This window comes from Paramagnetospirillum sp. (assembly GCF_058402745.1).
Window position 1 is genome coordinate 60,116 of sequence record NZ_JBZVFI010000009.1, and the last position, 19,677, is coordinate 79,792.

The 19,677-nt window shown below is 67.4% G+C and carries 19 protein-coding genes; 15 read left to right on the forward strand and 4 right to left on the reverse strand.

Going from position 1 to position 19,677, the window contains the following annotated elements; all coding sequences use genetic code 11:
* The first annotated feature begins 27 nt into the window (after nt 1-27).
* From ACV4UZ_RS07185 to ACV4UZ_RS07220, 8 genes are all read left to right on the forward strand, one after another.
* The gene (locus tag ACV4UZ_RS07185; RefSeq protein ID WP_491600216.1) at nt 28-342 is read left to right on the forward strand and encodes a c-type cytochrome; all 315 of its coding nucleotides are present in this window, start codon (nt 28-30) and stop codon (nt 340-342) included.
* A 116-nt stretch (nt 343-458) separates the two neighbouring features.
* Entirely contained in the window at nt 459-1,613 is a 1,155-nt protein-coding gene (locus ACV4UZ_RS07190) for a cytochrome D1 domain-containing protein (protein WP_491600217.1), read from the forward strand.
* Nucleotides 1,614-1,615: 2 nt separating this feature from the next.
* Entirely contained in the window at nt 1,616-2,065 is a 450-nt protein-coding gene (locus ACV4UZ_RS07195; RefSeq protein WP_491600218.1) for an AsnC family transcriptional regulator, read from the forward strand.
* Nucleotides 2,056-2,559, forward strand: coding sequence for a siroheme decarboxylase subunit beta (gene ahbB / locus ACV4UZ_RS07200; RefSeq protein ID WP_491600219.1), 504 nt, complete (start codon nt 2,056-2,058; stop codon nt 2,557-2,559). The genes ACV4UZ_RS07195 and ahbB (ACV4UZ_RS07200) overlap by 10 nt, the downstream gene beginning before the upstream one ends.
* Before the next feature lie 5 nt (nt 2,560-2,564).
* Nucleotides 2,565-3,008: an Lrp/AsnC family transcriptional regulator gene (locus ACV4UZ_RS07205; RefSeq protein ID WP_491600220.1), complete on the forward strand. Its 444-nt coding sequence runs from the start codon at nt 2,565-2,567 to the stop codon at nt 3,006-3,008.
* Complete coding sequence (gene ahbB, locus ACV4UZ_RS07210) at nt 3,005-3,484, forward strand: siroheme decarboxylase subunit beta (RefSeq protein ID WP_491600221.1); 480 nt, start codon at nt 3,005-3,007, stop codon at nt 3,482-3,484. Before ACV4UZ_RS07205 ends, ahbB (ACV4UZ_RS07210) begins: the two co-directional genes overlap by 4 nt.
* Before the next feature lie 116 nt (nt 3,485-3,600).
* Complete coding sequence (gene nirJ / locus ACV4UZ_RS07215) at nt 3,601-4,743, forward strand: heme d1 biosynthesis radical SAM protein NirJ (RefSeq protein ID WP_491600222.1); 1,143 nt, start codon at nt 3,601-3,603, stop codon at nt 4,741-4,743.
* A gap of 110 nt (nt 4,744-4,853) precedes the next feature.
* The gene (locus ACV4UZ_RS07220; RefSeq protein ID WP_491600223.1) at nt 4,854-6,389 is read left to right on the forward strand and encodes a cytochrome D1 domain-containing protein; all 1,536 of its coding nucleotides are present in this window, start codon (nt 4,854-4,856) and stop codon (nt 6,387-6,389) included.
* Nucleotides 6,390-6,573: 184 nt separating this feature from the next.
* On the opposite strand, the gene ACV4UZ_RS07225 is transcribed toward ACV4UZ_RS07220, so the two are convergent.
* Nucleotides 6,574-7,485 carry a LysR family transcriptional regulator gene (locus ACV4UZ_RS07225; protein ID WP_491600224.1) on the reverse strand — a complete coding sequence of 304 codons (912 nt, stop codon included), beginning with the start codon at nt 7,483-7,485 and terminating at the stop codon, nt 6,574-6,576.
* A 100-nt stretch (nt 7,486-7,585) separates the two neighbouring features.
* On the opposite strand from ACV4UZ_RS07225, the gene ACV4UZ_RS07230 reads away from it, so the two are divergent.
* Nucleotides 7,586-8,332 carry a sulfite exporter TauE/SafE family protein gene (locus ACV4UZ_RS07230; RefSeq protein ID WP_491600225.1) on the forward strand — a complete coding sequence of 249 codons (747 nt, stop codon included), beginning with the start codon at nt 7,586-7,588 and terminating at the stop codon, nt 8,330-8,332.
* 5 nt (nt 8,333-8,337) lie between these two features.
* On the opposite strand, the gene ACV4UZ_RS07235 is transcribed toward ACV4UZ_RS07230, so the two are convergent.
* Together ACV4UZ_RS07235 and ACV4UZ_RS07240 are read right to left on the reverse strand one after the other, a co-directional pair.
* Nucleotides 8,338-9,669, reverse strand: coding sequence for a sensor histidine kinase (locus ACV4UZ_RS07235; protein ID WP_491600226.1), 1,332 nt, complete (start codon nt 9,667-9,669; stop codon nt 8,338-8,340).
* A 205-nt stretch (nt 9,670-9,874) separates the two neighbouring features.
* Entirely contained in the window at nt 9,875-10,612 is a 738-nt protein-coding gene (locus ACV4UZ_RS07240; protein ID WP_491600227.1) for a substrate-binding periplasmic protein, read from the reverse strand.
* A gap of 140 nt (nt 10,613-10,752) precedes the next feature.
* On the opposite strand from ACV4UZ_RS07240, the gene ACV4UZ_RS07245 reads away from it, so the two are divergent.
* From ACV4UZ_RS07245 to ACV4UZ_RS07265, 5 genes are all read left to right on the forward strand, one after another.
* Complete coding sequence (locus tag ACV4UZ_RS07245) at nt 10,753-11,778, forward strand: zinc transporter ZntB (protein WP_491600228.1); 1,026 nt, start codon at nt 10,753-10,755, stop codon at nt 11,776-11,778.
* Nucleotides 11,779-11,862: 84 nt separating this feature from the next.
* Entirely contained in the window at nt 11,863-13,614 is a 1,752-nt protein-coding gene (locus ACV4UZ_RS07250) for an EAL domain-containing protein (protein ID WP_491600229.1), read from the forward strand.
* Nucleotides 13,615-13,687: 73 nt separating this feature from the next.
* Nucleotides 13,688-14,089, forward strand: a complete 402-nt coding sequence (locus ACV4UZ_RS07255; RefSeq protein WP_491600230.1) for a bacteriohemerythrin — start codon at nt 13,688-13,690, stop codon at nt 14,087-14,089.
* A gap of 137 nt (nt 14,090-14,226) precedes the next feature.
* Complete coding sequence (locus ACV4UZ_RS07260) at nt 14,227-14,661, forward strand: bacteriohemerythrin (RefSeq protein WP_491600231.1); 435 nt, start codon at nt 14,227-14,229, stop codon at nt 14,659-14,661.
* A gap of 335 nt (nt 14,662-14,996) precedes the next feature.
* A complete protein-coding gene (locus ACV4UZ_RS07265; protein WP_491600232.1) occupies nt 14,997-17,885 on the forward strand; it encodes a coiled-coil domain-containing protein in 2,889 nt (962 codons plus the stop codon).
* Between the two features lie 84 nt (nt 17,886-17,969).
* Here the strand turns inward: ACV4UZ_RS07265 and ACV4UZ_RS07270 are convergent, their stop codons facing one another.
* On the reverse strand, nt 17,970-18,371 hold the full coding sequence (locus ACV4UZ_RS07270; RefSeq protein WP_491600233.1) for an HIT family protein: 402 nt from the start codon (nt 18,369-18,371) through the stop codon (nt 17,970-17,972).
* Between the two features lie 74 nt (nt 18,372-18,445).
* Between ACV4UZ_RS07270 and ACV4UZ_RS07275 the strand changes: the two genes are divergently transcribed.
* The gene (locus ACV4UZ_RS07275; RefSeq protein WP_491600234.1) at nt 18,446-19,612 is read left to right on the forward strand and encodes an SGNH/GDSL hydrolase family protein; all 1,167 of its coding nucleotides are present in this window, start codon (nt 18,446-18,448) and stop codon (nt 19,610-19,612) included.
* The last annotated feature ends 65 nt before the right edge of the window (nt 19,613-19,677 follow it).

A 19,677-nucleotide genomic window follows, 5' to 3' on the forward strand; every position in this document is an offset into this window, starting at 1 on the left:
CAGCCTGTGGGAGGGCCGAGGATGCGGATGCTTGCGGCATTGACGGGAGCGGTGGTGATGGCGCTGACGGCGTGGCCGGTGATGGCCGAGGTCGCGCCCGCGCGTCAGGCGAAACTCAAGGACATGGTGGACCAGGATTGCGGCTCGTGCCACGGCATGACCCGCCAGGGCGGCCTGGGCTCGCCCCTGCTGGCCGAAGACCTGAACAAGCTGTCGGCCGAGGCGGTGATCGAGACCATCCTGGAAGGCCGCCCCGGTACCCCCATGCCGCCGTGGAAGACCATGCTGAGCCGGGAAGAGGCCGCCTGGATCGCCGCCTATCTGATGGGAGAGCAGAAATGAAGCGTCCAGCCTGTCATCCCGAGCGCAAGCGAGGGATCTCGTCCTGGCGTGCCTTTTCCGGTTTGGCCCCGATGGTCCAGGCGGAGATTCCTCGCCTGCGGCTCGGAATGACACGGATGGCCGCCCTGCTGGGCCTCGGTCTGCTGTCGGCCTGCCAGCCCGCCCTGCGTGGCACCGGCGACCTGGGCCTGGTGGTGGAGCGCGCCGACGGCCGCCTGATGGTGGTGGAGAACAGCACGTCCACCAAACTGGCCAGCGTCTCCGGCCTGGGCGACCTGTCCCACGCCGCCCTGGTCTATTCCCGCGACCAGCGCTTCGCCTATGTGTTCGGCCGCGACGGCGCGCTGACCAAGGTGGACATCCTGACCGGCTCCATGGTCGGTCGGGTGATGCAATCGGGCAATTCCATCGGCGGCGCCATCTCCCAGGACGGCACCCTGGTGGCGGTGGCCAATTACACCCCGGGCGGCATCAAGGTGTTCGACGCCGCCACCCTGCGACAGGTGGCCGACATTCCCGCCATCGGGGCGGACGGCAAGGCCAGCAAGGTGATCGGCATCGCCGACCTGTCGGGGCGGCGCTTCATCTACAGCCTTTACGACGCCGGCGAGATCTGGATCGCCGATCTGTCCGACCTCAAGGCGCCGAAAATCACCAAGTACACCAATATCGGCAAGCTGCCCTACGACGCGCTGATCACCGGCGACGGGCGCTGGTATCTGGCCGGGCTGTTCGGCGAGGACGGCATCGCCATGCTCGACCTGTGGAACCCCGACAAGGGGGTCCGGCGCATCCTCGACCATTACGGCAAGGGCAAGGAAGCCCTGCCGGTCTACAAGATGCCCCACCTGCGCGGCTGGGCGGTGGCCGGCGACGAGGTGTGGCTGCCGGCCATCGGCCACCATCAGGTGCTGGTGGTGGACAAGGGCAAATGGACGGAAAAGGCCCGGGTCGATCTGGCGGGCCAGCCGGTCTTCGCCATGGCGCGGCCCGACGGAAGGCAGGTATGGGTCAACTTCGCCGTTCCCGACTATTCCAAGGTCCAGGTGATCGACACCCAGACCAAGAAGGTGATCAAGACCCTGGAGCCCGGTCTGGCCATCCTGCACATGGAGTTCACGCCCAAGGGCGAGCGGGTGTGGCTGTCGGCCCGCGATTCCGACAAGGTGGTGGTCTACGACACCGAGACCCTGGAGCAGGTGGCGGAAATTCCGGCGTCCCGGCCCAGCGGCATCTTCTTCACCAGCCGCGCCCACAGGACGGGGCTTTAGCCATGGATCACCTCGACCAGAGGCTCCTCAACGAGTTCCAGCAGGACTTTCCGCTGGAGTCGCGGCCCTATGCCGTGCTGGGCGAGCGGTTGGGGATCGACGAGGACGAGGTGATGGACCGCCTGGCGCGACTGACGCGCGGCGGCTCCATCAGCCGGGTGGGCGCGGTGTTCCGGCCCCACACGGTGGGTGGATCGACCCTGGCGGCCATGGCGGTGCCCGAGGATCGCCTGGACGAGGTGGCCGAGCTGGTCAACGCCTTCCCCGAGGTCAACCACAATTACCAGCGCGAGCACCGCCTGAACCTGTGGTTCGTGGTGACCGCATCCTCCAAGGCGCGGGTGGCCGAGGTGCTGGCCGAGATTTCCCGAAGCACCGGGCTCCAGGTCCTCGACCTGCCGCTGCTCGAGCATTTCCACATCGATCTGGGATTCGACCTAAAATGGTCTTGAGCGACAGCGACCACGCCCTGATCTCGGCCCTGGCCGAGGGCCTGCCCCTGGTCTCCCATCCCTACCGGGCGGTGGGGGCGCAGCTGGGCATCGACGAGGCCGAGGTGATCGCCCGCATCCGGGCCATGCGGGAATCCGGCATCATCCGCCGCTTCGGCATCATCGTCCGCCACCACGAACTGGGCTTCAGGGCCAACGCCATGTCGGTGTGGAGCATCCCCGACGGCGTGGTCAGCGAGATCGGCCGCCGCCTCGGCGACGCCCCCGAGGTGACGCTGTGCTATCGCCGGCCGCCCCGGCTGCCCGACTGGCCCTACAACCTGTTCTGCATGATTCACGGCCGCGACCGGGCGGCGGTGGAGGAGACCATCCAGTCCCTGATCGGGCGCTTCGATCTGGCCCAGTATCCCCACGCGGTGCTGTTCTCCACCCGGCGCTTCAAGCAGACCGGGGCGCGCTACGGACGGCCGATTCCGCGGGCGGCGGCGGAGTAGGGGACATGGACGACATCGACCGCGCCATCATCAATTCCCTGCAGGGCGGCTTTCCCATCTGCGACCAGCCGTTCTCGGCCATCGCCGAGCCCCTGGGCCTGACCGGCACCCAGCTGATGGCCCGTATCCGCAAGCTGAAGGAAGACGGCATCATCTCGCGCTTCGGCCCCATGTGGCACGCCGAGCGCATGGGCGGCGAGCTGACGCTGACCGCCATGAAGGTGCCCGAGGAGCGCTTCGAGGAGGTGGCGGACATCGTCAATTCCTTCCCCGAGGTGGCGCATAATTACGCCCGCGAGCACGCGCTCAACATGTGGTTCGTGGTCGCCACCGAAAAGCCCGGCCGCAAGGCCGAGGTGCTGGCCGAGATCGAGGCCAAGACCGGCATTGCCGTCCACGACATGCCGAAGATTCAGGAGTTCTACGTGGGCCTGAGGTTCGAGGCATGACCACCCCCCTCGATTCCATCGATCGCGCCATCGTGGTGGCCACCCAGGACGGGCTGCCGCTGGTGGACAAGCCCTATCACGAGGTGGCGCGCCAGGTGGGCATCTCGCCCGACGAGGTGATGAACCGCATGGAGCGCATGCTCCACGAGGGCGTCATCCGCCGCATCGGCGTGGTGCCCAACCACTACGCCCTGGGCTACAAGTTCAACGGCATGACCGTGTGGGACGTGGCCGACGAGGATATCGCCGAGGCCGGGCGCCGGGTGGGCGAGCTGGATTTCGTCAGCCATTGCTACCACCGGCCGCGCCACCTGCCCGACTGGCCCTATTCCCTGTTCGCCATGATCCATGCCAAGGAAAAGGCCGACGCCGACGCCCTGGTCCAGCGGGTCGCCGACGCGCTGGGGCCGCTGTCGCGCGGCCACATGGTGCTGTTCTCGTCGCGCATCCTCAAGAAGACGGGGCTGCGGCTATGAGCGGAAGACTGTCATGCTGAGCGTCGGCGAAGCATCTTTCATTCTCAGGCGGTTACCGTTCCTGCCTGAAAGATCCTTCGGCGTCGCCTCAGGATGACACGTTAAAGGAGTTCGCCTTGTTCCGCGTTTCCCAGTTCATGCACGAACTCGTCGCCCCCAGCCCGGTGGGGCCGCGCCGCGATCCGCCCGGCCCGGTGGTGATCTGGAACCTGATCCGGCGCTGCAACCTCACCTGCAAGCATTGCTATTCCATCTCGGCCGACAAGGATTTCGCCGGCGAGCTCACCACCGACGAGGTGTTCGGCGTGATGAAGGATTTGAAGTCCTTCCGCGTGCCGGTGCTGATCCTGTCGGGCGGCGAGCCGCTGCTGCGCCCCGACATCTTCGACATCGCGGTGCGGGCCAAGGAGATGGGCTTCTATACCGCGCTGTCGTCCAACGGCACCCTGATCGACGATCCAATCGCCGACCGCATCGCCGAGATCGGCTTCAATTACGTCGGCATCAGCATCGACGGCATCGATTCCACCCATGACCGCTTCCGGGCGCGCCAGGGCGCCTTCGCCGAATCCATGGGCGGCATCCGCCGCTGCGTCGAGCGCGGCGTCAAGGTGGGGCTGCGCTTCACCATGACCATGGACAACGCCGCCGAGCTGCCCCAGGTGATCGGGCTGATGGAAAGCGAAGGTGTGGCCAAGTTTTACTTCTCGCACCTGAACTATGCCGGGCGCGGCAACAAGAACCGCCTGGACGACGCCACCGTGCAGGTGACGCGCAATTCCATGGATTACCTGTTCGACGTGGCCTGGGCCCATGCGGCCGCCGGGCGCGAGCGGGAATTCGTCACCGGCAACAACGACGCCGACGGCCCCTATTTCCTGTCCTGGGTCCGGCGCAACCACCCGGACAAGGCCGAACACATCGCCGGCAAGCTGCGCCAATGGGGCGGCAACGCGTCCGGCATCAACGTCGCCAACATCGACAATCTGGGCGAGGTCCACCCCGACACCATGTGGTGGAACCATAAGCTGGGCAACGTGCGCGACCGTCCGTTCTCGGCCATATGGCCCGACACCTCGGATGCGCTGATGGCGGGCCTGAAGGCCAGGCCCCGGCCGGTGGAAGGGCGGTGTGCGGCCTGCGCCCATCTCGACATGTGCAACGGCAACACCCGGGTACGGGCCCAAAGGGTGACCGGCAACGCCTGGGCCGAGGACCCGGGCTGTTACTTAAGCGACGAGGAGATCGGACTGGCATGAAGATCACCGACCTGTCATCCCGAGCGTTGCGAGGGATCTCCGCCTGCTCCGGCTTGCGTGTTCTGCTGAGGCGTGCCAGGACGAGATCCCTCCTCCCGATGGTCGTCGGGATGACAATTCTCGGCATCCCCGCCCTCGCCGCCGAGGATGCTCCCCGCCTTTATGCCGAGCATTGCGCCGCCTGCCATGGCGGTGACCGGCTGGGCGCCATCGGTCCGGCCCTGCTGCCCGAGAATCTGGGCCGCCTTCGGAAGGCCGAGGCCGAGAAGGTCATCGCCCAGGGCCGTCCCGCCACCCAAATGCCGGGCCATGCCGACAAGCTGAACCCCGAGCAGATCAAGGTGCTGGCCGAGTACGTCTATACGCCGCTGGCGGCGGTGCCCGCCTGGGGCATGGCGGAGATCAAGGCCACCCACGTGGTGAACGCCGATCCCGCCACCCTGCCGGCCCGGCCGCAATGGGACGCCGATCCCCTGAACCTGTTCACGGTGGTGGAGACCGGCGACCACCACGTCACCATCCTGGACGGCGGCTCGTTCAAGCCGCTGACCCGCTTCCAGAGCCGCTTCGCCCTGCATGGCGGGGCCAAGTACTCGCCCGACGGCCGCTTCGTCTATTTCGCCTCGCGCGACGGCTGGATCACCAAGTACGACCTGTATTCCCTGCAGGTGGTGGCCGAGATCCGGGCGGGGGTGAACACCCGCAACGTCGCCGTCTCCCACGACGGCCGCTTCCTGATGGTCGGCAACATGCTGCCCCACACCCTGGTGGCGCTGGACGCCCGCGACCTTTCGCCCATCCAGGTGATTCCGGTGGAAGGCGAACGGGTGGGCGGCAAGGTCCCCACCTCGCGCGTCTCGGCGGTCTACACCGCGCCCATGCGCGCCAGCTTCGTGGTGGCGCTGAAGGACATCCTGGAAATCTGGGAGATTCCCTACGCCGATGATTACGGCCCGGTGATGAACGGCTTCGTCCATTCCTACGAGAAGGGCCTGGAGGAAGGCATCAGCGCCGAGGGCCGCTTCCAGGCCATCCGCATCCGGACGCCCGACTACCTGGACGACTTCTTCTTCGACCGCACCTACGAGCGGGTGATGGGGGCGTCGCGCGACGGCACCAAGGGGCTGGTGGTGGACCTGGACATCAAGCGCAAGATGGCCGAGATCGACCTGCCCGGCATGCCGCATCTGGGCTCGGGCATCATCTTCGCCAAGGACGGCAAGGATTACATGGCGACGCCGCACCTGAAGGAGGCGGTGATCAGCATCATCGACATGCAGACCTGGAAGACGGTCAAGCGCATCCCCACCCTGGGGCCGGGCTTCTTCATGCGGAGCCACGAGAACACCGGCTATGCCTGGATCGACGTGTCCATGGGCAAGGAAAAGGACGCCATCCAGATCATCGACCTGGCCGCCATGGAGATCACGAAGACGCTGCGCCCCGCCCCGGGCCGCACCACCGCCCATGCCGAGTTCGACCGCTCGGGCAAGCATGTGCTGATCTCGGTGATGGAGCAGGACGGCGAACTGATCGTCTACGACGCCGCCAGCTTCGAGGTGGTTACCCGCATGCCCATGAGGCGGCCGGTGGGCAAGTACAACGTCTTCAACAAGATCAACTATTCCAGCGGCACCAGCCACTGAGGTTTCAAATCGGGGGCGTTTGCCCCCGGTCTCCCCATCGGGAGGCGCAGCCTTTCAAGTGTCATGCTGAGCAACGCGAAGCATCTTTCAACCGCGGCTTTGCCGCTAGTGCCTGAAAGATCCCTCGCTATGCTCGGGATGACATCGGGCATCCAATAGCTTGGCCGCTAAGCGAAGATCCGGCCTACCACGCCCCCGGCGCCGCCCTTTGTGAGGCGAAGCGTTCGGCCAGGAAGTCGAGGAAACTCCTGACCTTGGCCGACAATTGATGGCGCTGGAGGAAGACGGCGTGGATGTCGGCCTCCACCCCCGACCAGCATTCCAGCACCCGCACCAGTTCGCCCGAGCGCAGGTAAGGCGCGATGTCCCATTCCGAGCGCAGCAGGATGCCGTGCCCGGCCAGCGCCCAGTCCACCGCCACCTCGCCGTGGTTGACCGCCAGTGCGCCGCTCACCTTGACCGAGGCGTTCCCCTCGGCCGACACCAGGGCCCAGGTGTTGAAGGAGCCTTCGTTCTCGCGGATGACGATGCACTGATGGTCGCGCAGGTCGGTGGGGCGCTGCGGCGGCGGATGGGCGGCGAGATAGGCGGGGGCGGCGCACAGCAGGCGGCGGTTGGCGGCGATCTTGCGGCGCACCAGCCCCGAATCCGGCCCCAGCCCGAAGCGGATGCCGATGTCCATGGCCTCGGCGGTGAGGTCGAGCGGACGGTCGGAAAGGTGGAGGATCACCTCCACCTCGGGATGGAGGCGGACGAAATCCGACACCGCCGGGCCGAGATGGCGCCGCCCGAATCCGAATCCGGCATTGATGCGCAGCATGCCGCGCGGGCTTTGCCGCCCGGCGGCCAGGTCGCGTTCCAGGCTTTCGATGTCGTCCAGGATGCGGCGGCCTTCCTCCAGGTATTTCTCGCCCTCGGGGGTCAGGCTCTGGCGCCGGGTGGTGCGGTTGAGCAGCCGCACCCCCAGCCGGGCCTCCAGGGCGGCGAGGCGGCGGCTGATGGCGGGCGGTGACAGCCCCATCTCGCGCGCCGCCGCCGTCAGGCTGGCATGACGGGCCAGTTGGGCGAAGAAGGCGATGTCGAGGGCGCTGCTCAATTATTGCTCCATACGCAAGAGTTCAGTGAATTTGACGCCATTGAACGGCATGAACGCAAGGGTGATCATTGGGCATCCTCCTTCATCGAAGGCCCGGCCCGTGACCCTCTCCCTGCTTCTCTCCCTCTTGCCCGTGCTGCTGCTGGGCGGTGCCCTGGGATTCCTGGGCGGCCTGTTCGGCATCGGCGGCGGCATCGTCGCCATTCCCCTGTTGGCGACGTTCTACGGCATGGATCAGGCCATGGCCCAGGGTACCGCCCTGGTGATGATGGTGCCCAACCTGCTGGCCGCCTGGTGGCGCTACATGCGCCGCACGCCGGTCGATCCCGGCGTTGCCGTGCGGCTGGCCGCCCTGGGCACGCTGACCACCTATGGCACGGCGCAGCTGGCCCAGATTCTGGACCAGACCGTCCTGCGGCTGCTGTTTTCCGCCTTCCTGGCGGTCCTGGCCTGGGGCATGGTCCGCCGTCCCGCGCCGGTGGCCGGGGGCGTCCGGCCGGCGCTGATTCCCCTGGTCGGCCTTGCCGGCGGCGGCAGCATGGGCCTGCTGGGGGTGGGCGGCGGGCTGGTGACGACGCCGATCCTCATCCGCTGGTTCGGGCTGGACCAGCGGGCGGCCCAGAGTCTGGCGCTGGCCCTGGTTCTGCCCTGTTCGGCGGCCGGGCTGCTGTCCTATGCCCGCGCCGGCAACGTGGACTGGAGCATCGGCACGGCGCTGGGCCTGGGAGGCCTGGCCAGCGTCTCGGCCGGAGTCGCCCTGGCCCACGCCTTTCCCGAGAGGGTTATGCGGCGGCTGTTCGCCGGGTTGCTGGTGGCGACCTCGGTGGCCATGCTGGCCGGGCGCTGAGGCGTTCAGGCCTGTTCGCGGTCGGGCAGGGTGAAGAAGAAGGTGGTGCCCTGGCCCGGGGCCGAGGTCAGCCAGATGCGGCCGCCGTGGCTTTCGACGATGCGCTTGCAGATGGCCAGCCCGATGCCGGTGCCGGGATAGGCGTTGCCGGTGTGCAGGCGGCGGAACACCTCGAAGACGTAGTCGTGGTACTGGGGATCGATGCCGATGCCGTTGTCGCTGACCGCGAAGCGCCAGCCGTGGCCGTCGCGCTCGGCCGTCACCCGGATCCGGGGGGCCTCGCCGCAATATTTGAGGGCGTTGCCCAGCAGGTTGACGAAGACCTGGCGCAGCTGACCCTTGTCGCCCGCGAGCCTGGGCAGGTCCCCCCGTTCCACCCGGGCATGCTTCTGCTCGATGAAGGGGCGCTGGCTCTGGAGGATGTCGTCCACCATCTCGGCGCAGTCCACCGTCTCGATGGCGAGGCCGGCCCCGCCGGCCCGGCTGTATTCCAGCAGGTCGCGCACCAGGTTGGACATGCGCAGGGCCTCGTCGACGATGAAGCGCAGGTAGTCCCGGCCTTCGTCGCCCAGAATGTCCCGGCACTTGCGCTCCAGCAATTGCGAGAAGCTGACCAGACCCCGCACCGGCTCCTGCAGGTCGTGGGCCGCCACGTAGGCGAAGCGCTCCAGTTCGGCGTTGGTGCGCGACAATTCGGCGATCACCTCCTGCAGGTCGCTTTCCGCCCGGGTGCGCTCGTGAATCTCGTGCCGTAATTCGTCGTTGCGGTCGTGCAGGTCCTGCACCGCCAGATCCAACTGGCGGGCGATGTTGTCGTAGGCCCAGCGCAGCCGGTCGATCTCGTCGCCATGTTCGGGAAAGCCCAGGGTCTCGTCGAACAGCGAGGCCTGGGTCATCAGGGATTCGGGCACCAGCTTGCCGACGTTGCGGGCCAGTTCCTCCACCCGACGGGTGACGATGCGGCTGAAGATCACGTACATGAACGCCGCCACCAGAAAGGTCTTCAGCGCGTTGCTGACCAGGATGGCGATGGCCTGTTCCAGCAGGCGGTCATAGATGCCGTCCAGGCTGGCCGTCACCTCCATGGTGGCGATCTGGCGGGTCTCGCCCCTGACCTCGCGGGACAGGGGGTATTGCCGGTTGAGCTGGCGCTTCGACGTGACGGCCCCCGACGCCCAGCTATTGCGGCCGTCGGAGGTGGTGATCACCGCGTATTCCACATGGGACAGCTGGGTCAGGGCGTCGAGCGCCAGGGCGATCTGCCGCTCGTCGAAGGTCCAGACGCTGCCGGTGATGGGCGGCAGGAAGATCTTGACGTTCTCAAGCTGATCGTCCATGTCCGCGCGCTGCAGGCGGTATTCGTGAAGGAGCTGATATCCAGTCGCAAGAATCGCCAAAAACGTGCTGAACGCGACGATGAGCACGATCAGGCGGCGGCCGATCTTGTTTTCTCGCCCTTTCTTGCGGAGCATCATCATCATCATGATACTCGCACCCTACCCTTATCCCGGAACGGATACGAGCCGAAATCTTTCGCATGGCCTACTTTGGACTGGGCCTGGGAATGCCGTCGATGCGCAAGGTTTCCGCGATGGCTTCCAGCCTGGTCATCACCGCCTCGGCGTCCGGATAGGAGCGGCTGAGGACCAGATGGACGTCCAGCCGGTCGATGACGTCGAATTCCAGGTCCGGAATGGGGTGGTCGGCCAGCACTTCCTGGGCGGGACCGGCATAATCCAGCAGATAGTCGGCCCGTCCGCGCTCCAGCATGGCGAAGGCGGATTCGTGGCTGACGGTGGGATTGTTTCCGACCCGGTTGGCCGGGTCCCTGATATAGGCGAGGAGGCCGCCATAGCTGTAGCCGTGGATGGTGATCACGTCCTTGCCGGCCAGGTCTTCCTTCTTGACGACGGGGGACAGTCCCTTGCTCCGGTAGATCCTGAGTTCGGTGCCGGCCACCGGCATCCTGCTGATCAGGCAGCACTGCTCCAGCGTGGCCCCCTTGACCAGCATGGAGAAGTCGGTCCGTCCGTCGCGCAGGTATTCGAACATCCGCGCCGCCGGCAGGCCGCGCGCCCGCCAGGGGATGCCGGCCTGCTGGAACAGCGGCGCGGCGAGGCGCAGCAGCGGGTTGTCGGGTTCTCCCCGGGCGTCCAGGCGGGTGGTCCAGACCGACTGGTCGGGATAGGAATACTCGATGGCGCGGGGCTCGGCCGCTGCCGCGCCGCAAATGGCGAGAAGAAATCCCGCCAGAAGCAGGGATGATCCGCGCCGGCCCATCAGCCATCTCCGATTCGTTCGCGAAAGTCTTCGTCGAGAATACCGCAATGCCGGCGCCCTGACATCTTGTGTTTCCCTGTGGTCTTCCTGTCCGGCGGGGCTTATTCTCGCTCTGACGCGGCAGGGCAGGAGGGGCCGGCATGGTCATGGACCAGGAGTTGCACGCCGGGCTGGAACCGGGCCTGCGGTTCGCCATGCTGATCGGCCCGGACGGCGGCGTCCGCGACCTGCGCTGGTCCGAGGTGGAGACCTGGCGGCCCGCCGACGGCTTCCTGTGGGTCCATCTGGAACGGGACGAGCCCCAGGCCAGAAGCTGGCTGTGCGAGCGCTCGGGCATCGACCCGCTGGTGGCCATGGCGCTGACCGCCGAGGAATCGCGGCCCCGGGTCGAGGACGTGGGCGACGCCCTGATGGTGGTGCTGCGCGGCGTCAACAAGGCCCGCGCCGGCGAGGGCGAGGACCGCTCGGCCGAGACCGAGCTGGTCCCCATCCACATCTGGATCGAGTCCGACCGCTGCATCTCGCTCCGGGACAAGAACCATTCGCTCAACGCGCTGCGCGACCTGCGGCTGGCCATGATGATGGGCAAGGGGCCGCGCACCGCCGGCGCCCTGCTGGCCCGCATCGCCGAGAAGGTGGTGGACCACCTGGGGATTCTCACCGACGAGATCGAGGACGGCATCTCCGACCTGGAGGACCGCATCGGCGAGGGCCTCGCCGGCACCGACCTGCGCGAGGACATCGCCTCGGCCCGGCGCAAGGTGGTGCAGCTGCGCCGCTATCTGGCGCCCCAGCGCGACGCGCTCTACCGCCTGCGCCACGACGACGCCAGCTGGCTCGACCCCGAGGCCAAGATGCGCCTGCGCGAGGTCAACGACCGCCTGATCCGCCATATCGAGGATCTGGACGAAATGCGCCAGCGCGCCACAATCCTGCACGAGGATTTCACCAATCTGGTGGCCGAGCGCTCGGCCCAGTCGTCCAACCGCCTGACCGCGCTGGCCGCCATGGTGCTGCCGCCCTCGCTGCTGGCGGGCATGATGGGCACCAATATCGGCGGCATTCCCGGGGCGCAGGAGCCGCTGGCCTTCCTGGTCCTGTGCGGCGTGGTGCTCGGCATGATGCCGGTTACCTATCTCCTCCTCAAATGGATCAAATGGCTGTAGCCCGGCGGCGTCGCGATAATTCGTTACTTTCCGCCGGGCACGGATTGCGCCAACCTGGACGAGGTGTTTGGGGAACGGGGAACCATGAAGAAGGCCGATGACGGCGGCGAGGGAGAAGGTGCCGCCCGCCGCAGGGGTAAGGGCGCCGCCGGGCTGGGGCCGCCGCAGGAGGCCTATGTCGCCTTCGCCTTCGCCGCCGCCGACCTGCTGATGGAGGCAGACCATGCGGGGCGGATCATCTTCGCCATCGGCGCCTCCATGTCGCTGGTGGGCCGTCCGGCCCGGCTGCTGGCCTCCATGACCCTGCCCGAACTGATCCGCCCCGAGGATCAGTCCCGGGTCCGCAACGCCCTGAAGCGCATGGCCAAGGGCGACCGCGTCCGTCACACCCTGCTGCACGTCACCCTGCCGGGCGGCGGCAGCACGCCGGTGGCGCTGTCGGGCTATCCCCATCCCGACCATGAGGGGCGCCTGCTGCTGGTGCTGACCCATTCCGGCACCCTGATGTCGCCCACCGTCCGCCAGAAGGATACCGGCCTGCTGGGCCGCGAGGGTTTCGAGGCCCTGGCCGGCGACCTGATCAAGGAAAGCGCCAAGGACGGCGACGAATCCTACCGCATGACCCTGCTGGACCTGCCGGAACTGGCGGAGCTGCGCAGCAAGGTCGGCGCCGAGGCCACCGCCGACTTCATCGCCCGCTTCACCGATTATCTGCGCCAGTGCTCGGTGGGCGGCGGGGCCGCCGCCGACCTGGGCAACAGCAAGTACGGCCTGATTCACGGCCCCGAGGTCACCGCCGGCGAGATCGAATCCGCCATCAGCGGCCTGGCCCGGGAGGTGATGGGGGCGCCCATGAGCCCTGAATCCGCCTCGGTGTCCATCGATGGCGGCGGCATTTCGGCGCAGGAGGCCACCAGCGCCCTGATCTACACCCTCAACCGCTTCACCAGCGACAGCGGGGCCACCATTCACGAACTGTCGGCCATGGCGCGCCCGACCCTGTCCCAGACGGTGGCCAAGATGCGCGAGGTCAAGCAGACCATCGGCAAGGGCGACTTTCAGCTTTATTTCCAGCCCATCGTCGATCTGTGGAGCAACGCGGTCCACCACTTCGAATGTCTGGTGCGCTTCGGCGACAGCGGCAATTCCCCCTACAGCACCGTGGTGTTCGCCGAGGATACCGGGCTGGTGGGAGAACTGGACCTGGCCATCTGTTCGCGCGCCATCGAGTTCATGCGCCAGGGGGTGGGCGCGGAACCGTCGCTCCGCTTCGCCGTCAACCTGTCGGGGCGCTCGCTGTCCAGCCCCAGCATGGCGGCGCGTCTGCTGCAGATGATTCACGCGGCGTCCGATCTGCGCGGACGCCTGCTGTTCGAGGTGACGGAAAGCTCGGCCATCGCCGATCTGGTGGCGGCCAACGCCGTCATTCAGGAAATCCGGGGGCGCGGCCATCCCGTGGGCATCGACGATTTCGGCGCCGGCGCGGCGGCCTTCCACTACTTACGCGGCCTCAAGGTCGATCACGTCAAGATCGACGGCTCGTATGTGCGCGAGGCGGCGGGCAAGGGGGAATCGCTGCCCTTCCTGCGCGCCATCACCCAGCTGTGCCGCGAATTGCGCGTCGCCACCATCGCCGAGCACATCGAGGACGAGGCCACCGCCAACCTGCTGCGGGTCTACAACGTGCGCTACGGCCAGGGCTACTACTTCGGCAAGCCCATGCGGCCGTCGCCAAAACTGCACGGCAGCCGGGCGCCGTGGGCGACGCCGCTCACCCAGTGGCGCAACGGCCTGCTGTTCTTCGGCAACGGAACCACGTCCGCCGCTGGGGGGTAGTCGTCACGACTTGCATGTTGAAATCTCCATTCCTCGGTCGTAATGAAGTCCGGCCAAGGTTTGGGAGTGAATCGTGCTGGCGTGGACGGAAAGTTTGAGTGTCGGGGTTCCAAGGCTCGACGAGCATCACCAGCATCTCTTTGCCCTGTTGGCCCGTATCGCCGAAATGGTCGAGGAGCGGGAACTGACCCTCGACGCCCTCCAGTCCGTCTTCGCGGAGCTGAACCGTTACATCACCTATCACTTCGCCGAGGAGGAGGCCATGATGGAGCGGGCCGGCTTCCCCTTCCTCGACCTGCACCGCCATTCCCACCGGACCATCGCCCTGCGGGTGGCCGACATGGCCGCCGCCCTGACCGCCGACGACATGGAGACGGTCGCCCGCGACCTGCACGGCTTCCTGACCGGCTGGCTGGTCCATCACATCGAGATCGAGGATTTCGAGTACCGGCCCTTCCTGGCCGGAGGGCAGTAGGAACCTCTGGCGAAAGTATCGTTTCGCACTTGCAAAAATAGTATTGCATATGGGGCCTCGATTGATATTTCGGGGGTGCCCTGTTATGCTTTCCCGCAAAAGAAATAAAAGTATTCCAGGGAAGGCGAGGAGGTCCGATGGCGCCCCTTACTCAGGGACACGAGACCGGTGTGCCCGTCATCGATGCCGGGAACGAGGGGCTGCGATTCCTGCTCGGCCGGGTTTTCCAGCCGGGGGTCGAGTGCCGGCGCGGCGTGGCCGGTCGCGGTGATTGCGATTTCAGCCGCTGTTCGCGCATTCAGGCGATCATGCGCTACGTGGAGCGCAATTTCGCCCGGCAGGAACAGGTGATGACCGAATCCGCCTATCCCGACGCCCGGCGCCACCTGGACGATCATGCCGGCCTTCTCGATCATCTTGGGGTTATGCTGCACGCCCAGGTCTGCGCCGACAAGGACGCCGCCAAGGTCCACGATTTCATCGCCCACTGGGTGGTGGAGCACGCCCAGCGCTGCGACCGTCCTCTGGGCCGCTGGGCGGTGACCCGCCGGGTGCTGGAGCCGAAGCGATAGCCGGCTTGCTCCCCCTTTCGAACCCGAGGTTTCCCCCGGAAGGCGCAAGGGGTGGGCGGCGCCCCGGCGGGTGCGCGCCTAGGGCCTTGGGCAGGGGTAGGGAGTGTTTGATTTTCCCCCGTGAACAGGGCATCCTGCCTTGCGCTGTCCAAGGTCCGGGGGGAGGGGGGCGAGTCCCGCCCAAATTCTGGGAGGACGATGCGGAAGCGGCTCGCGGGCCGCGCCGCCTTTTTTGCTGATTTCCGTACGGGCCCAAGGCGCCGGCGGAAGGCTCGGACGGACAGCGAGTGGCGAATATTCACGAAGGTCAGGGCGGACTCATGGGCGATAGAAACATGACCAGAGGCGAGACCGAGGCGGCGGCGCACGGGATGGGTGCCGACGAGGCCGAGGCGAAGGAAACGGCGGCCCCGGCGGCCCCTCCTCTGGCGGTCCTGCGTCCCGACCCGCTGCCGTCCGGTGGCGGAGCCCCGGCCTCCGGGGGCGGAAAGTCCGCCCAGCTGTTCGCCCTGCTGGTCACCATCGCCTGGCTGGGATTGTGCGGCTACTGGGCCAACACCTCCATCGGCTGGGGCAACCTGCTGTTCATGCAGCCCCAGGAGATCGGCGGCATGGTCGGCGCCGCCTTCCTGCCGCTGGCCTTCCTCTGGCTGCTGATCGCCTATTTTGATCGGGGCCGCGAGTTGCGCTCCCTGTCGGCCGACATGCGCGAGCAGCTGTCCCGCCTGACCTATCCCGCCGAGGGCGCGGAGGCCCGGGTGTCGCGCATCGCCGATTCGCTGCGCGCCCAGGCCCGCGACCTGACCCAGGCCTCCACCGAGGCCGCCGCCAAGGGCGAGGCGGTGCGCGAGATCATGGCGTCGCAGATCGAGGCCATGACCGGCGTGGTCGGCCGCGTCAACGACGAGGCCCAGACCGCGGTCGAGGCGCTGCGCAAGGAAGTGGACCGCCTGACCCAGGCCGCCGACGGCGCCACCGCCCGCGCCCGCGAGGTGGAAACCCTGCTGCGTATGCAGACTCAGGACCTGACCACCGTCACCGACACCTCGGCCCAGCGCATCCGCGAATTCGGCGAGTTGCTGCGCGGCCAGATCGAGAGCATCGACACCACCTCGGCCCGCGCCGCGTCCCGCGCCGACACCGTGGCCGAGCAGGTGCGCGGCCAGGCCGAAGCCCTGGACAAGGTTTCCCAGGCGGCGGTGGCCCGCGCCGAGCAGGTGGTCGCCATGTTCGAGCGCCAGAGCGTCCAGCTGGGCAGCTCGGCGGAGCAGGCCACCACCCGCACCGAAGTGGTCGCCAACGCCCTGGCCGAACGGGTCGAGGCGCTGGAAAGCCTGTTCACCCGCCAGAACACCGACCTGGACCAGGCCGCCGAGCGCCTGGCCGAGCAGACCGCCCGCATCTCCGCCTCGCTGCAGCAGCAGGCCACCGGCCTCGACCAGATCACCGAGCGCGTCCTGTCGCGCGTCAAGATCGTCGAGGAAGCGCTGGGCGTGCAGTCGCGCGAGCTGGGCTCGGCCTCGGATCAGGCCATGGGCCGCTTCCGCGAGATCGAGGAGACCCTGGCCCGTCACACCGACAATCTCCGCACCGCCGCCGACGATGCGTCCAGCCAGCTGGGCGCGGTGGGCGAGGTGTTCGTCCAGCGCCGTGACGACGTGGATCAGGCGGCCGAGCGGGCCATGGCCCGGGTGCGCGAGGTGGGCGAGGCCTTCCAGGGCCAGACCCGCGCCGTCGCCGCCGCCTCGGACCAGATGACCGCGCGCGGCCGCGAGGTGTCCGAGACCCTGCGCCTCTACATCGAGGACCTCAACAAGGGGGCCGAGAAGGCCGCCGCCCAGGCCGAGAACATCCGGACCTCGCTCCGCAAGCAGGCCGACGAGCTGGCCGACGCCGCCAATGTGGTCTCGACCCAGTCCAAGCTGTCGGAAGCCTCGCTGAACCAGCAGTCGCGCCACCTGATCGCCACCTCGGATCAGGTGATGGCCAAGGTGAAGACCATCGCCGACACCCTGCGCCAGGGCACCAACGACCTGATCGCCACCTCCTCCAAGGTCGGTGTCGAGCTGGACGCGGTGGGCGAGACGCTGCGCCAGCGCACCACCGACGTCTCCGCCGCCGCCGTCAAGGCGATCTCGGATTCCGGCGGGGTGGCCGAGCTGCTGGAGAAGCGCTCGGAGCAGCTGCAGCACGTCTCCGACCAGCTGGGCTCGCGGGTTCGCGCCGCCACCGAGGTGCTGCGCAAGCAGACCGAGCAGGTGGTGGCCACCGCCGATCAGGCCGAGGCTTCGGTCAGCGCGGTGGGCGAGACGCTGCGCGTCCAGGCCCAGGCCCTGGCCCGCGTCGCCGACGATTCCTCCGACGTGCTGAAGGCCTTCGGCTCGTCCCTGCAGCAGAACGCGGTGCAGCTGGGTGAAGCCGCCCAGCAGGTGTTCGCCCAGTCCCAGACGGCGGGCGACGCGCTGCGCTCCATCAGCCGCGATTTCGAGGAAGCCTCCAACAAGACCGCCGCCCAGGTCACCGCCGCCGGCGACATGCTGCGCGCCGGCATCCGCGAGCTGACCGCCTCGGCGGAGCGCATCACCGCCCAGGTGCGCTCGGCCGGCGACGGCCTGCGCCGCCATGCCAGCGAGATGCAGGAAAGCACCGAGCGGACCGGCGCCAAGCTGGAAGCCGCCTTCGAGATGGTGCGCACCAAGTCCAACGATCTGGGCATCACCGGCGACCGTCTGGCCCAGCAGGCCGAGAGCTTCTCCAACAGCTTCTCGCGCCAGGTGGAGGAACTGGTCAACGCTTCCAAGCTGGCCGAGATCCGTGGCGCCCAGCTGGAAGAGAAGCGCGCCCAGCTTTCGGTCGAGCACTTCCTGCAGAACGCCGCCTTCATCGTCGAGAAGCTGCAGTCGCTGTCGGTGGACATCGGCCGCATCTTCAACGCCAATATCGACGAGAAGGCGTGGCGCGAGTTCCACGCCGGCGACCAGTCCATCTTCGTGCGCAAGATCCTCAAGAATCTCGACAAGCACCAGATGGCGTCCATCAAGAACAAGTTCGAGGACGACGGCGATTTCCGCGAATACGTCACCCGCTATCTGGCGGAGTTCGAGGCCCTGCTCAATCAGGCCCGCAATTCCGATCACCAGGACGTGCTGACCGGCACCTTCACCTCGTCCGAGGTGGGCAAGCTGTATCTGGTCCTGGCCCGCTCGCTGGGTCGTCTGGAATAGCGTTCAAGGCTGTAACGCAAACGGCGCCGGAGCGATCCGGCGCCGTTTTTCATGGTCAGTCAGGTGGGCGGATAGCCCGGTGTGCTACCCCAGCACCGCCCGCAATTGGACCAGCCGCGCCTCCAGCTCCTCGGGGCCGTAGGGGCGGGCGGGAACGGCGCCCCACACCGGCTTGGGCCACGAGGCGTCGTCGGTGTTGCGCGCGATGACGTGGACGTGCAACTGGGCCACCACGTTGCCCAGGGCGGCGATGTTGATGCGGTGGGGGGAAACGGCCTGCCGCAGCGCCGTGGAGGCGCGGGCGATCTCGTCGAGCAGGGTGGCGCGGTCCTGCGGGTCCAGATCGGTGATCTCCACCACCCCCTCCCGCCGGGGAACCAGCAGCAACCAGGGATAGGTGCTGTCGTTCATCAGCAGCACCGAGCAGAGCGGCCATTGGGTCACCGCCACGGTGTCGGCCAGAATCCTGGGGTTCAGCTCAAACATGCATTCAGTCTCCACGTTGCGCGGGCCTTGGTGTTCAAGGTATCAGGAAGCGCCGCTTTCGAAAGGGCTTTCCCATGCGTCGCCACCGCATCAATCCGTTCCGCCGTCTGTTCTCGACCCTGGGCCTGCTGCTGCTGGTGGTCGCGATCGGCATCGTGGGGCTGGAAGTACTGGCCGGCTGGGCGGTGAAGCTGATCAGGGACAAGCGTCCGGCCTTTGCCGCCAACCTGTCCGACGGCGACCTGGGCAGGCTTTACAACACCGCCGACGTGGCGCGCTACCGCGACATCCTGAGGCAGGGCTGGCGGCAGTTCGATACCGTCTACACCCCCTTCGTGGAATACCGCACCGCCTCGTACCGGAGCGCCCATTTCAACGTCTCCGACGCGGGAATCCGCGGCAATGGCGGCGAGCTGCCCGACCCGGCGGCCGAGGGGCCGAAGGTCTTCGTGTTCGGCGGCTCCACCACCCTGGGGGCCGGGGTGGCCGATTCCGAGACCATCCCCGCCTATGTGGAACAGGCCCTGGGCGCCGCCGGGCGCGGCGACGTCAGGGTCTTCAATTTCGGCACCGTCTCCTACTATTCCACCCAGGAACGCATCGCCCTCGAGCGGCTGCTCACCGCCGGGATCAGGCCGGACATCGCGGTGTTCGTCGACGGTGACGCCGATTTCTATCATTGCGCCGTTCCCGACCGCAGCGCCTGGAACGACCGCCTGACGCAGATCACCGGCGCCCGCTCGCGGCTGCCCCTGTGGCGGGACCTGGCCGCCCGCTCCCACGTGATGCAGATGATCCGCCACCTGGCCGGCGACAAGTCGGTGCTGGTGCGCGAATGGGGACGGTTCTGCGAGACCGATGCCGAGGTGGACGCGGTGATCCGCCGCCTCGATGCCAACCGCCGGATGATCGATGCCCTGGCCGAGCGCGTGGGCTTCAAGGTGGTGTTCGTGCAGCAGCCGGTGCCCACCTATGCCTACGACAACCGCAAGCGCCCCTTCCCGGTCACGGAAGAGGCGCTGGGCTACCACATGAACGCGGCCCGCGGCTATCCCCGCATGGCCGACATGAAGGCCGCCGGGCAATTGTGGGACAAGGGCCTGCTGTGGCTGGCCGAGCTGGAGCCCGTCGAGGGCAACGCCTATATCGACGCCATCCATTATTCGCCGGCCTTCAACAAGGCCATCGGCGAGCGAATCGCCGCATGGCTGGTCGAGGGCGGCTTGCCGGGGGCGAGATAACCCCCGGTAGCTTTTCGCGGCGCGGCACATCCGCAACATAATTTATCGCCCCGCTGCATCGGTGC

Bases quoted from the DNA above. Each gene is read 5' to 3' on its own strand.
- ACV4UZ_RS07185 (WP_491600216.1), top strand. From the start codon at position 28: ATGCTTGCGGCATTGACGGGAGCGGTGGTGATGGCGCTGACGGCGTGG.
- ACV4UZ_RS07235 (WP_491600226.1), bottom strand. From the start codon at position 9,669: ATGGACGATCAGCTTGAGAACGTCAAGATCTTCCTGCCGCCCATCACC.
- ACV4UZ_RS07220 (WP_491600223.1), top strand. From the start codon at position 4,854: ATGACAATTCTCGGCATCCCCGCCCTCGCCGCCGAGGATGCTCCCCGC.
- ACV4UZ_RS07190 (WP_491600217.1), top strand. From the start codon at position 459: ATGGCCGCCCTGCTGGGCCTCGGTCTGCTGTCGGCCTGCCAGCCCGCC.
- ACV4UZ_RS07240 (WP_491600227.1), bottom strand. From the start codon at position 10,612: ATGGGCCGGCGCGGATCATCCCTGCTTCTGGCGGGATTTCTTCTCGCC.
- ahbB (WP_491600221.1), top strand. From the start codon at position 3,005: ATGACCACCCCCCTCGATTCCATCGATCGCGCCATCGTGGTGGCCACC.
- ACV4UZ_RS07260 (WP_491600231.1), top strand. From the start codon at position 14,227: ATGGCGCCCCTTACTCAGGGACACGAGACCGGTGTGCCCGTCATCGAT.
- ACV4UZ_RS07275 (WP_491600234.1), top strand. From the start codon at position 18,446: ATGCGTCGCCACCGCATCAATCCGTTCCGCCGTCTGTTCTCGACCCTG.
- ahbB (WP_491600219.1), top strand. From the start codon at position 2,056: ATGGTCTTGAGCGACAGCGACCACGCCCTGATCTCGGCCCTGGCCGAG.
- ACV4UZ_RS07265 (WP_491600232.1), top strand. From the start codon at position 14,997: ATGACCAGAGGCGAGACCGAGGCGGCGGCGCACGGGATGGGTGCCGAC.
- ACV4UZ_RS07250 (WP_491600229.1), top strand. From the start codon at position 11,863: ATGAAGAAGGCCGATGACGGCGGCGAGGGAGAAGGTGCCGCCCGCCGC.
- ACV4UZ_RS07245 (WP_491600228.1), top strand. From the start codon at position 10,753: ATGGTCATGGACCAGGAGTTGCACGCCGGGCTGGAACCGGGCCTGCGG.
- ACV4UZ_RS07195 (WP_491600218.1), top strand. From the start codon at position 1,616: ATGGATCACCTCGACCAGAGGCTCCTCAACGAGTTCCAGCAGGACTTT.
- ACV4UZ_RS07270 (WP_491600233.1), bottom strand. From the start codon at position 18,371: ATGTTTGAGCTGAACCCCAGGATTCTGGCCGACACCGTGGCGGTGACC.
- ACV4UZ_RS07205 (WP_491600220.1), top strand. From the start codon at position 2,565: ATGGACGACATCGACCGCGCCATCATCAATTCCCTGCAGGGCGGCTTT.